The organism is Streptomyces sp. NPDC004134, assembly GCF_042874195.1.
Taxonomy (GTDB): Bacteria; Actinomycetota; Actinomycetes; order Streptomycetales; family Streptomycetaceae; genus Streptomyces.
In genome coordinates this window covers 1-12,647 of sequence record NZ_JBIAMS010000031.1, presented here as the reverse complement: position 1 = coordinate 12,647, position 12,647 = coordinate 1, and the positions used below count along the sequence as shown (strand labels likewise).

Annotated in this window: 9 protein-coding genes; 8 read left to right on the top strand and 1 reads right to left on the bottom strand. The window is 75.0% G+C overall.

The features are described from left to right. Positions 1-161 precede the first annotated feature (161 nt). Complete coding sequence (locus ACFYVJ_RS30105) at positions 162-1,595, top strand: NAD-dependent malic enzyme (protein ID WP_388898108.1); 1,434 nt, start codon at positions 162-164, stop codon at positions 1,593-1,595. Between the two features lie 269 nt (positions 1,596-1,864). Next, the gene (locus tag ACFYVJ_RS30100; RefSeq protein WP_027741684.1) at positions 1,865-2,146 is read left to right on the top strand and encodes an HU family DNA-binding protein; all 282 of its coding nucleotides are present in this window, start codon (positions 1,865-1,867) and stop codon (positions 2,144-2,146) included. Positions 2,147-2,262: 116 nt separating this feature from the next. Here the strand turns inward: ACFYVJ_RS30100 and murA are convergent, their stop codons facing one another. Then, a complete protein-coding gene (gene murA / locus ACFYVJ_RS30095; RefSeq protein WP_388898104.1) occupies positions 2,263-3,621 on the bottom strand; it encodes a UDP-N-acetylglucosamine 1-carboxyvinyltransferase in 1,359 nt (452 codons plus the stop codon). 925 nt (positions 3,622-4,546) lie between these two features. On the opposite strand from murA, the gene ACFYVJ_RS30090 reads away from it, so the two are divergent. The 6 genes from ACFYVJ_RS30090 (at position 4,547) to ACFYVJ_RS30065 (ending at position 12,312) form a co-directional block, all read left to right on the top strand. Continuing rightward, positions 4,547-5,128, top strand: a complete 582-nt coding sequence (locus ACFYVJ_RS30090; protein WP_388898101.1) for a YqgE/AlgH family protein — start codon at positions 4,547-4,549, stop codon at positions 5,126-5,128. Between the two features lie 30 nt (positions 5,129-5,158). Further along, positions 5,159-5,467 carry a DUF3039 domain-containing protein gene (locus ACFYVJ_RS30085; RefSeq protein ID WP_388898098.1) on the top strand — a complete coding sequence of 103 codons (309 nt, stop codon included), beginning with the start codon at positions 5,159-5,161 and terminating at the stop codon, positions 5,465-5,467. A 77-nt stretch (positions 5,468-5,544) separates the two neighbouring features. After that, a complete protein-coding gene (locus tag ACFYVJ_RS30080; protein WP_388898095.1) occupies positions 5,545-7,215 on the top strand; it encodes a beta-N-acetylhexosaminidase in 1,671 nt (556 codons plus the stop codon). Positions 7,216-7,466: 251 nt separating this feature from the next. Continuing rightward, positions 7,467-8,363, top strand: a complete 897-nt coding sequence (locus ACFYVJ_RS30075; RefSeq protein WP_388898092.1) for an FAD binding domain-containing protein — start codon at positions 7,467-7,469, stop codon at positions 8,361-8,363. Next, positions 8,360-10,036 (top strand): 2Fe-2S iron-sulfur cluster-binding protein, encoded by a 1,677-nt coding sequence (locus tag ACFYVJ_RS30070; protein WP_388898090.1) that lies wholly within the window; start codon positions 8,360-8,362, stop codon positions 10,034-10,036. The genes ACFYVJ_RS30075 and ACFYVJ_RS30070 overlap by 4 nt, the downstream gene beginning before the upstream one ends. Further along, positions 10,033-12,312 (top strand): xanthine dehydrogenase family protein molybdopterin-binding subunit, encoded by a 2,280-nt coding sequence (locus ACFYVJ_RS30065; RefSeq protein WP_388898087.1) that lies wholly within the window; start codon positions 10,033-10,035, stop codon positions 12,310-12,312. Before ACFYVJ_RS30070 ends, ACFYVJ_RS30065 begins: the two co-directional genes overlap by 4 nt. Positions 12,313-12,647 lie beyond the last annotated feature (335 nt).

Here is a 12,647-nt window from a genome sequence, read left to right as displayed (position 1 = left end):
CCCGGTCCCGGCCCGCCTCCCCCCGATCCCGTTCCGCGGAAAAACAATTCCGCCTTCCGGAGGGTTTCCGGATACCGCCCAGTAGGTGCGACCATCGATCCGATCCGCAGCGGGGCGTGTCGCGCCCCGTGGCTTCACCACACAAGAGGGAACACACGGCCATGGCAACGGCGCCAAGCGTCTCCTACTCGAACACGGTCCGGCTGGAGGTCCCCGCGGGGGGCAACGCCGTCAGCCAGCTCACCTCCGCCGTCGAGTCCTCCGGCGGCAGCGTCACCGGCCTCGACGTCACCGCCTCAGGACACGAGCGGCTGCGCATCGACGTCACCATCGCCGCCGCCTCGACCGACCACGCGCGCTCCATCGTCGAAAAGCTCCGCGGCATCGAGGGCGTCGTCGTCGGCAAGGTCTCCGACCGTACGTTCCTCATGCACCTCGGCGGCAAGATCGAGATGCAGTCGAAGCACCCGATCCGCAACCGCGACGACCTGTCGATGATCTACACCCCCGGCGTCGCCCGCGTCTGCATGCAGATCGCCGAGAACCCCGAGGACGCCCGCCGGCTGACCATCAAGCGCAACAGCGTCGCCGTCGTCACCGACGGCTCCGCCGTCCTGGGCCTGGGCAACATCGGGCCCAAGGCCGCGCTGCCGGTGATGGAGGGCAAGGCGGCGCTCTTCAAGCGGTTCGCGAGCATCGACGCCTGGCCGCTCTGCCTGGACACCCAGGACACCGACGCCATCGTGGAGATCGTCAAGGCCATCGCGCCCGGCTTCGCCGGCATCAACCTGGAGGACATCTCCGCCCCCCGCTGCTTCGAGATCGAGGCGCGGCTGCGCGAGGCGCTGGACATCCCCGTCTTCCACGACGACCAGCACGGCACCGCCATCGTCGTGCTCGCCGCGCTCACCAACGCGCTGCGGGTGGTCGGCAAGGAGCTGGCGGACGTGCGCGTGGTGATGTCCGGGGCCGGCGCCGCCGGCACGGCGATCCTCAAGCTGCTGATCGACGCCGGCGCCAAGCACGCCGTCGTCGCCGACATCAACGGCGTCGTCCACTCGGGCCGCGCCGACCTGGTGGACGCCCCGCCCGGCAGCGCGCTGCGCTGGATCGCGGAGAACACCAACCGCGACGGCCTCACCGGCACCCTCAAGGACGCCGTGCGCGGCGCGGACGTCTTCATCGGCGTCTCCGCCCCCGACGTCATCGACGGCGACGACGTGGCCGCCATGGCGTCCGACGCGATCGTCTTCGCGCTGGCCAACCCCGACCCCGAGGTCGACCCGGCCGCCGCCCGCGAGCACGCCGCCGTCGTCGCCACCGGGCGCAGCGACTTCCCCAACCAGATCAACAACGTGCTCGTCTTCCCCGGCGTCTTCCGCGGCCTGCTCGACGCGCACTCGCGGACCGTCAACTCCGAGATGATGATCGCCGCGGCCCGCGCCATCGCCGACGTCGTCCAGGGTGACGAACTCAACCCGAACTACATCATCCCGAGCGTCTTCAACGACCGGGTGGCCCCCACGGTCGCCGACGCCGTCCGCGACGCCGCCCAGGCCGCGGGCGTGACGGAGCCGCCCACCACCGGGCCGTAACCGCGCCTGCACCCCGCGTGGGAACGGGCCGGGCCCCGGCGCGTCGGCTGGCTTTCGGGCCGCGCGTACGTCATAAGTGTGCGGATGGACGGGCTGCGGTGCACGACGCGCCAGGGCGCCGGATTGGCGTTTCCGCCGCAGGTGAGGGCAGGATGCGTAGTCGGGCGCGAGGCGCTGTCACGGGACCCGGTTACGGGGACTGTCAGCGGGTCCTGGCAGCATCGGCTTTGATCTCACGCCTCAATGGCAAGAAAACACGGGAGACAGATATGAACCGCAGTGAGCTGGTGGCCGCGATCGCAGAGCGCGCCGAGGTGACCCGCAAGGACGCCGACGCCGTGGTGGCCGCCCTCGCCGAGGTCGCCGGGGAGGTCGTCAGCAAGGGCGACGAGAGGATCACCATCCCCGGCTTCCTGACCTTCGAGCGCACCCACCGCAAGGCGCGCTCCGCCCGCAACCCGCAGACCGGCGAGCCGATCCAGATTCCCGCTGGCTACAGCGTGAAGGTCACGGCCGGCTCGAAGCTCAAGGAAGCGGCGAAGGGCAAGTAAGGCCCGCAGACCGAAGAAGGAGGGCGGCCGGACCCAGCGGGGGCGGCCGCCCTCCGCCTGTCCGGCCGCCCTCCTTCGGTACGCGGTGCGCGTACGCGGACGGGGGCGGCCGGTGCTCAGCCGGCCGCGGCGGCGGCCGGGACGTCCGGCAGCTCCGCGCGGGCGCCGAGGTCCGCGAGCTTCTGCATGAAGTTCTCGTAGCCGCGGTTGATCAGGTCGATGCCGTGCACCCGCGAGGTGCCCTGGGCCGCCAGTGCCGCGATGAGGTACGAGAAGCCGCCGCGCAGGTCCGGGATGACCAGGTCGGCGCCCTCCAGCTTGGTCGGTCCCGAGACGACCGCGGAGTGCAGGAAGTTGCGCTGCCCGAAGCGGCAGGGGGTGCCGCCCAGGCACTCGCGGTAGAGCTGGATGTGCGCGCCCATCTGGTTGAGCGCGGAGGTGAAGCCGAGGCGGGACTCGTACACCGTCTCGTGCACGATCGACAGCCCCGACGCCTGTGTGAGGGCGACGACCAGCGGCTGCTGCCAGTCGGTCTGGAAGCCGGGGTGGACGTCGGTCTCCAGCGCGATGGCGTTCAGCGGGCCGCCGGGGTGCCAGAAGCGGATGCCCTCGTCGCCGATGTCGAAGGCGCCGCCGACCTTCCGGAAGGTGTTGAGGAACGTCATCATCGAGCGCTGCAGCGCGCCGCGCACGAAGACGTCGCCCTCGGTCGCCAGCGCCGCGGACGCCCAGGAGGCGGCCTCAAGACGGTCCGGCAGGGCGCGGTGGGCGTAGCCGCCGAGCTGGTCCACCCCGGTGATGCGGATGGTCCTGTCGGTGTCCATCGCGATGATCGCGCCCATCTTCTGCAGTACGCAGATGAGGTCCTCGATCTCCGGCTCGACGGCCGCGTTGGACAGCTCGGTGACGCCCTCGGCCAGCACGGCCGTCAGCAGCACCTGCTCGGTGGCCCCCACGGAGGGGTAGGGCAGCCGGATCTTCGTGCCGCGCAGCCGCTGCGGCGCCTCCAGGTACTGCCCGTCGGCGCGCTTGTCGATCCGGGCACCGAACTGGCGCAGCACGTCGAAGTGGAAGTCGATGGGCCGGCCGCCGATGTCGCAGCCGCCGAGGCCGGGGATGAAGGCGTGGCCGAGGCGGTGCAGCAGGGGGCCGCAGAAGAGGATCGGGATACGGGACGAGCCGGCGTGCGCGTCGATGTCGGCGACGTGCGCGCTCTCGACGTGCGTCGGGTCGAGCACCAGCTCACCGGGCTCGTCGCCGGGACCCACGGTCACGCCGTGGAGCTGGAGCAGGCCGCGCACCACCCGCACGTCGCGGATGTCCGGGACGTTGCGCAGCCGGCTGGGGGAACTGCCGAGCAGCGCGGCGACCATCGCCTTGGGCACGAGGTTCTTGGCCCCGCGGACGTGGATCTCGCCCCGGAGGGGCGTACCGCCGTGGACGAGGAGGACATCGGCGCTGTCAGGAGCTGTCATGGGGCTCGCGATCCTGGAGACGGACTGGGACAGACAGAAATGCTAATGCCCCGCCCACCCCCTTCCCCCGGGCCGGGGCGGGGCGGCGAACGTCATGAATTCGCTACAGATTCGCCGGGCAGAAGCCGGGGGACGCTGCGTACGGCGCCCGGGCGCGCAGGGTGACGGGGCGGTGAGCGGCGAGGCCCCGGGGCGGGGCAGGGCGCAGGGCGGGGACGCGTCCCTGGGTTCGGCGGTCGGCTGAGCCCGGCGGGTCCCGGTGAGCGGTGAGTGCCGCGGGCGTTCGATGGCGGGGCGGGTCGGCGCGCGGATGGCGAGTACGAGCCCGCGGCGCGGCGGGAAGCGCGCTGGACAGCGGATCCGGGAGCGGACTCCCGCCGGGCGGCTCCCCGGCCGCCGGGCCACGGTCCGGGGAAGGAGGTTCAGGGCGGGCCCGCAGGCCGGGGTGCGCCTGCGCGAGAGGGCGCCGTGCCCGGGGCCTGGGGCGGAGCCCGTGAGGGCGGTGGTCGGGGGAGGGGGGCGGAGCCCCGCGGGCGGGAGCGCGGGGCCGGGTGCGGCCGGCCCGGGCCGGGGGATCGGGGGCGAAGCCCCCGGCGGGGTTCGGGGGCGGAGCCCCGAGGTTCGCGCGGACGTGCGCGGCGGGGGCCCGGGGGCGGAGCCCCCGCCTCCGGGAAGGGGCGGGACCGGGGGCAGCCCCCCCGCCCCCTCGACGCCCGTGTCCGGCGCTCCGGGGCGCGGAGCCGGCGGGCGCGGGCGTGCAGGCTCCGGGGTCCCGGTGGGGCGCGCGCCCCGAACCGCGCCCGTGCGGACCCCCTGGGTCGCGAGGGGCGGCCGGGGCCGGTCCGCGGGGGGCGTGCGTGCGCGCATTGCCGTATTCCTCGGCCGTCCGCTCCCCACGCGCCCGTAACTGCGGGATCATGTCCGCATGACGGAGGTGTCATCCCTCACGGGCCGGTTGCTGGTCGCGACGCCGGCCCTGACCGATCCGAACTTCACCCGGACCGTGGTGCTCCTGCTCGACCACGACGACGAGGGGTCGCTCGGCGTCGTGCTCAACCGGCCGACCCCCGTCGGCGTCGGCGACGTGCTGCAGGACTGGGCCGATCTCGCCGGCGATCCCGGCGTGGTCTTCCAGGGCGGCCCGGTCTCCCTCGACTCCGCGCTCGGCCTCGCCGTCGTCCCCGGCGACAAGGGCGGCGCACCAGGCGGCGAGGGGCCGCTCGGCTGGCGCCGGGTGCACGGCGCCATCGGGCTGGTGGACCTGGACGCCCCGCCCGAGCTGCTGGCGGCCGAGCTGGGCACGCTGCGGATCTTCGCGGGGTACGCGGGGTGGGGTCCCGGGCAGTTGGAGGAGGAGCTGGACGACGGCGCGTGGTACGTCGTGGAGTCCGAGCCCGGCGACGTGTCCTCGCCCGCGCCGGAGGGCCTGTGGCGGGCGGTGCTGCGGCGGCAGCGCAGCGAGCTGGCGATGGTCGCGACATATCCGGACGACCCGAGCCTGAACTGATCCGCGGTGCCGTCGGTACCCTTGGCCACCATGAGCACTCCTCTCCCCGAGCCCGAACGCGGAACCGGCACCGGCACCCTCGTCGAACCGACGCCGGAGGTGTCGCACGGCGACGGCGACCACGAGCGCTTCGCCCACTACGTCCAGAAGGACAAGATCATGGCCAGCGCGCTCGACGGTACCCCCGTCGTGGCGCTCTGCGGCAAGGTGTGGGTCCCGGGGCGCGATCCGAAGAAGTACCCCGTCTGCCCCATGTGCAAGGAGATCTACGAGTCCATGGGCGCCGGCGGCGGCAAGGGCGGCAAGGACGGCGGCAAGGACGGCGGCAAGAAGAAGTAGCTGCTCCCCGGCCGCGGCCCCGGGTCGCGGCCGGAATGGTCTAGTCCAAATCGCCGTCCTGGGGCAGGATGAGATCCATGGATCTCATCCCCGCGCCCCGCAGCGCCGCGCGCACCAGCGACACCGCGACCTTCGCCCTGGGCCAGGGCACCGTCCTCGCCGCAGGCGAGGGGGCCGACGGCGTCGCCCGGTGGCTGCGCGCCGAGCTCGGTGCGGCCACCGGGCTGCCGCTCGCCCTCGGAGACCCGGTCGCGGACGCCGCCGGTACCGTGGAGGGCCCCGGCGTCATCCGCCTCGCCGTCGACCCCGCGCTCGCCCTCGCCGGGCGCCCCGCGGGCGCGGCCGGCGCCGAGGCGTACCGGCTGGAGGTCGGCCCCGGCGGCGTACGCCTCACCGGCGGCGGCCCCGCCGGGCTCTTCTGGGGCGCGCAGACCCTGCGCCAGCTCCTCGGCCCGCAGGCGTACCGCACCGCCCCCCTCGGCGAGCGCACCTGGGAGCTGCCGCACTGCCGGGTCGAGGACGCGCCGCGGTTCGGCTGGCGCGGCTTCATGCTCGACGTCTCCCGGCACTTCCTCACCAAGCGCGAGGTGCTGCGCCACCTCGACCTGATGGCCGCGCACAAGCTCAACGTGCTGCACTTCCACCTCACCGACGACCAGGGCTGGCGCATCGAGGTCAAGCGCCACCCCAAGCTCACCGAGGACGCCTCCTGGCGCCCGCGCACCAAGGTCGGCCATCGTGCCTCCGACATCTGGGACGAGCGTCCGCACGGCGGCTTCTACACCCAGGACGACCTCCGCGAGATCGTCGCGTACGCCGCCGCAAGGCACATCACCGTCGTCCCCGAGATCGACATCCCCGGCCACTCGCAGGCCGCCATCCACGCCTACCCCTGGCTCGGCAACACCGACGTCGTGGACACCGCGGCGCTCGACGTGTGGGGCGACTGGGGCGTCTCGGAGAACGTCCTCGCGCCCACGGAGGAGGTGCTGCGCTTCTACGAGGGCGTGTTCGAGGAGGTGCTGGACATCTTCCCGTCGACGTTCGTGCACGTCGGCGGCGACGAGTGCCCCAAGCACCAGTGGAAGTCCTCGCCGGCCGCCCAGGCCCGCATCCGCGAACTCGGCCTGGCCGACGAGGACGAGCTGCAGTCGTGGTTCATCCGGCACTTCGACCGCTGGCTCGCCGACCGCGGCCGCCGCCTCATCGGCTGGGACGAGATCCTCGAAGGCGGCCTCGCCGACGGCGCCACCGTCTCCTCGTGGCGCGGCTACGCCGGCGGCATCGCCGCGGCGCGTGCGGGACACGACGTCGTCATGTGCCCGGAGCAGCAGGTCTACCTCAACTACCGCGAATCGGGCGCCCCGGACGAGCCGGTGCCGATCGCCCAGGTGCGTACCCTCGAGGACGTCTACCGCTTCGAGCCCGTGCCGCCGCAGCTCGAGGGCCCGGCCGCGGAGCACGTCATCGGCACCCAGGCCAACGTCTGGAGCGAGGTGCTGGAGAGCCCGCAGCGCTTCGACTACCAGGTCTACCCGCGGCTCGCCGCCTTCGCCGAGGTCGCCTGGTCCGCCCTGCCGCCTTCCGTCGAGCGGGACTTCGCCGGCTTCGCGGCCCGCATGGAGGAGCACTACGCGCGCCTCGACGCCCTCGGCGTCGACTACCGCCCGCCCGGCGGCCCGCGGCCGTGGCAGCGGCGCCCCGGAGTGCTCGGACGCCCGATCGAAGGACCGCCCCCGATCGTGTGAGCCTCGACGGCTGCCCCGGAAGTAGTACAAGCCTCCCCGAAGAGTGACAATCCCCACGTGGTGTGGAGCAGGTCCCCATCCGGGCCCGCGAGTTGGGCGCCGAGCGGGGTACGCTCGTGTTCTTCCGCGCCGCCGGAGGCGGCCCCGGACCGTGACGGATGTGCCAGAGTTGCCACGTCCCGGCCGGGAGCCCGTACCGTACGGCGGAACGGCCGGAACTCCTGGGGGACACTGCGGAAGGGGCAGCCGGGTTGACCACTCATGCACCGCAGGCCGCACCGACGGTGGTGCTGCCGGAATCGCTCGACGAAGCGGTCGCGGCGCTCGTCGCCGTGCCCGCCGCCGTGCCCGTCGCCGGCGGGACCGACCTCATGGCGGCCGTCAACGCGGGCCTGCTGCGCCCCTCCGCGCTCGTCGGCCTCGGCAGGATCAGCGAGCTGCGCGGCTGGCACTACCAGGACGGCGCCGCCCTCCTGGGCAGCGGCCTGACCCACGCGCGCATCGGGCGGCCCGACTTCGCCGCGCTCATCCCCGCGCTCGCCGCCGCCGCGCGCGCCGCGGGCCCGCCGCAGGTGCGCAACGCGGGCACCCTCGGCGGCAACATCGCCTCCGCGGACCGCACCGGCGACGCGCTGCCGGTGCTGGCCGCGCTCGACGCCACCGTGCTGATCGCGGAACCCGCGGGCGGGCACCGCGAGATCCCGGTCAGCCACCTGCTCGCGGGCGTGGAGATGCTGCGCACAGGCGAGCTGATCGCGTTCGTACGGGCGCCGCTGCTGCACGCGCCGCAGGTGTTCCTCAAGGCCACCGGGCGTACGGGGCCCGGGCGCGCGGTCGCCTCGGTCGCGTTGGTGCTCGACCCGGCGCGCCGCTCGGTGCGGTGCGCCGTCGGCGCGGTCGCGCCCGCGCCGCTGCGGCCGATGGAGGCCGAGCAGTGGGTCGCGGGCCTGATGGACTGGGACGGCCACCGCGGGCTGCCCCCGGAGGCGCTGGCCGCCTTCGGCGATTACGTCGCCGCCGCGTGCATCCCCGACCCGCCGCCCGCCGCGGAGGGCGAGGAGCCGCCGCGGCTGCCGGCGGCGGCGCTGCACCTGCGGCGTACGGTGTCGGCGCTGGCCCGCCGGGCACTGGGGAGGGCGCTGTCGTGAGCCGGGACCACGTGGACGACCAGCAGCCGCAGTACGGCACCGGGGGCTGGCAGCCGATGCCGCAGGGTGCGGACGGCGATCCGGACGCCACGGCGTTCGTGCAGTTGCCGCCGGAGGCGTTCCCCGAGGCCGACGCGGGCGTGCCGCTGGCGGCGCCGGGGCACGGGTACGTGCCGCCGCCGATAGCGGTTCCGGCGACGGACCCGGGGCAGACCGGGCAGTTCCAGATCCCGGAGGGGCTGAGCGGGCAGACGGCCCAGGAGGCGCCGGAGACCTACGGGCACGGCGAGGCGTACGGGTACGGACCGGAAGCGGCCGGGCCCGGCCACGGCGGAGACCACGACGGGGCGTACGAGGGAGCCCACGACGGGACCCACGGCGACCCGCACGGCGACGGCCAGGCCCGCCCCCGGCGGTCCGGGGCCGGAGGCTTCGGGCAGGCCGGCATGCGCGCGGTGGCGGAGACCCGGCGCGCGGCGGCCAATGGGGGTCCCCCCGCCAGTGAGGGCGTAGCCGGTGGGGGAGGGTACGTACCGGACGCGCAGTCCGGCGGGCAGGGCGCGTACGGACTGCAGCAGGACGCCGGCCCCGGCGCGCGGCGGTGGGCGGATCCGGCCTACCCCGCGGACCAGGACCCGGGTGCGGGCACGTGGCCCGGCGCCGCGCACGCGGACACCGGCGAAGGACCGTACGGCGACGTCCCCCCGGGCCCCGCGCAGCACCCCGCCGACGGCGAAGGACCCCCCGCCGAGGGACAGATCAGCGCCTGGCGCCCGGTACCGCGGGACGGCGACACGTCGCCCGGCTGGGCGATCCCGACCGCGCCCGACGACCTGCCGGAGGACTCCGGCGAGTACGCGCTGCACGACCGCTCCGCGGGCGAAGTACAGCCGGACGGCGACGCCCGCGAGCACGCCGCGCCGGAGGCGGACGTACCGCAGCCGCCGGAGACCGGCGAGGCCAGTCCCGCAGCGGAACCGGCGGTGGAGGAGGACCCTGCCGGGACCGGGCCGGAGCCCGCCCCCGCCACCGCCCTCGCGGCGGACGAACACCCCCTCGCGTCCTACGTGCTGCGCGTCAACGGCGCCGACCGCCCGGTGACCGGCGCGTGGATCGGGGAGTCCCTGCTCTACGTGCTGCGCGAGCGGCTGGGTCTCGCCGGCGCCAAGGACGGCTGCTCGCAGGGCGAGTGCGGCGCGTGTTCGGTGAAGGTCGACGGCCGGCTCGTGGCGGCGTGCCTGGTGCCGGCGGCCACGGCCGCGGGCGCCGAGATCCGCACCGTCGAGGGCCTGGCCGACCAGGGCGTGCACTCCGACGTGCAGCGCGCGCTGGCCGCGTCGGGCGCGGTGCAGTGCGGGTTCTGCGTGCCGGGCCTGGCGATGACGGTGCACGACCTGCTGGAGGGCAACCACTCGCCGAGCGACCTGGAGGCCCGCCAGGCGCTCAGCGGCAACCTGTGCCGCTGCACCGGCTACCGCGCCGTGCTCGACGCCGTCCAGGAGGTCATCGCGGGCCGCCGCGCCCCGGACACCGAGGACGACGCCGACCGGGCCCAGCGCGCCCGTATCCCGCAGCAGGCGGGCCCGGGCGAAGGCGGCGCCCACCCCGCGCCCGACACCGTGCGCATGCCCCCGCCCCGCCCCCCGAACCCCCACGAGGGAGGCCCCCGGTGACCCCCTCCCCGGAGCACACGGCCACGACCGCCATTCCCCCGGGCGGCCCCGAGGCGCACGGGATCGGGGCCTCGCTCCCCGCCACGGACCTCGTCGCCAAGACCGAGGGCACGTTCCCGTACGCCGCGGACCTGTGGGCCGAGGGCCTCCTCTGGGCCGCGCTGCACCGCTCCCCGCACGCGCACGCGCGGATCGTCTCCGTCGACACCTCCGCCGCCGAGACCATGCCCGGCGTCCGCGTCGTCGTCACCCACCGCGACCTGCCCGACGCCGCCGACCACGGCCGGGGCGTACGGGACCGGCCCGTCTTCGCGCACGACGTCGTACGGCACCACGGCGAGCCCGTCGCCGCCGTCGCCGCCGACCACCCCGACACCGCGCGGCTGGCCGCGGCCGCCATCGCCGTCGAGTACGAACTGCTCGACCCCGTCACCGATCCGCAGGCCGCCTTCGAGGCCGAGCCGCTGCACCCCGACGGGAACCTGATCCGGCACATCCCGCTGCGCTACGGCGACCCGCAGGCCGCCGGCGAGGTCGTCGTCGAGGGCATGTACCGCATCGGCCGGCAGGACCCCGCGCCCATCGGGGCCGAGGCCGGTCTCGCCGTGCCGCGCCCCGACGGCGGCGTGGAGATCTACGCGGCGGCCACCGACCCCCACTCCGTACGCGACCAGGTGTCCGCCTGCCTGGGCCTGGCGGCGGACCGGGTCAAGGTCGTCGTCACCGGCGTCCCCGGCGCCACCGGCGACCGCGAGGACGGCTCCATGCAGTTGCCCCTCGGGCTGCTGGCGCTGCGCACCGGCTCGCCCGTGAAGCTCCTCGCCACCCGCGAGGAGTCGTTCCTCGGCCACGCCCACCGCCACCCCACCCTGCTGCGCTACCGGCACCACGCCGACGCCCGCGGCAAGCTCGTCAAGGTCGAGGCGCAGATCCTGATGGACGGCGGCGCCTACGCCGACACCTCGGCCGACGCGCTGGCCGCCGCGGTGTCGTTCTCCTGCGGCCCGTACGTCGTCCCGCACGCGTTCGTCGACGGCTGGGTGGTCCGTACGAACAACCCGCCCTCGGGCCACGTCCGCGGCGAGGGCGCCATGCAGGTCTGCGCCGCGTACGAGGGGCAGATGGACAAGCTCGCCGCCGCCCTCGGCATGGACCCCGCCGAGCTGCGCGCGCGCAACGTGATGGCCACCGGCGACCTGCTGCCCACCGGCCAGACCGTCACCTGCCCCGCACCCGTCGCCGAACTCCTCACCGCCGTACGCGAAGCGCCGCTGCCGCCCGCGGAGGGGACGCTGCTGCCCGGCGGCCCCGAGGGCGCGGGCGAGCCGGGCGTCGTGCGCCGGGGCGTGGGCTACGGGCTGGGCATGGTGCACATGCTGGGCGCCGAGGGCGCCGACGAGGTGGCCACCGCGACCGTCCGCGTCAGCGGCGGCGTCGCCACCGTCATCTGCGCGGCCGTCGAGACCGGCCAGGGCTTCGCCACCCTGGCCCGGCAGATCGTGCAGGAAGTCCTCGGCGTCGACGAGGTGCACACCGCGCCCGTCGACACCGACCAGCCCGCCGCCGGGCCCGCCTGCCACGGGCGGCACACCTGGGTCTCGGGCGGCGCGGTGGAGCGGGCCGCGAAGATGGTCCGCACCCAACTGCTGCAGCCGCTGGCGCAGAAGTTCGGCATGTCCGCGGAGCTGCTGACGATCGCCGACGGCAAGATCACGTCGTACGACGGCGTGCTGTCGACGACGGTCGCGGAGGCGCTGGAGGGCAAGGAGCTGTGGGCCACGGCGCAGTGCCGCCCGCACCCGACGGAGCCGCTGGACGCGAACGGGCAGGGCGACGCGTTCGTGGGCATGGCCTTCTGCGCGGTGCGCGCGGTGGTGGACGTGGACGTGGAGCTGGGCGCGGTGCGGGTGGTGGAGATGGCCGTCGCGCAGGACGTCGGCAAGGTGCTCAACCCGCGGCAGCTCGCGGCCCGGATCGAGGCGGGCGTCACGCAGGGCGTGGGCGCGGCGCTGATGGAGAACCTCCGGACGAACAAGGGCATCGTCCGCCACCCCGACCTCACCGGCTACCCGCTGCCGACGGCGCTCGACGCGCCCGACGTGCGGATCGTGAAGCTGATCGAGGAGCGGGACGTGGTGGCGCCGTTCGGCGCGAAGGCGGCGAGCGCGGCGCCGGTGGTGACGTCGCCCGCGGCGATCGCGGCGGCGGTGCGGGCGGCGACGGGGCGGCCGGTGAGCCGGCTGCCGATCCGGCCGCAGTCGGCGGCGGTGCAGTAGCCCGCCGGTGCGGCGGGCCGCGAGGCAGTAGGGGCACCTTCGGGGGCGTTGGGCGCTCAATGCCCGTGATGCGTGGGATGAGGCGATACGGTCCGCGGGAAGAGCCCGCGGCCGTACGCACCCGCACCCCCCGCCCGTACCCCTGTTCCCGCCCGTACACCCCTTCCCGCCCGTACCGCCGAGACGTGCTCCTCCGGGGCCTCCCCCCGCCCCGCCCCCGACGCCGACGCTGCGCAGGCAAGGAGTCTCAATGATGGAGTCAAGCCGTGTGCGTGACCGGCGGGGTGGGGGTGAAGGTCCGTCCGTCACGCAGCAGCGCCCACAACACGCTCGCC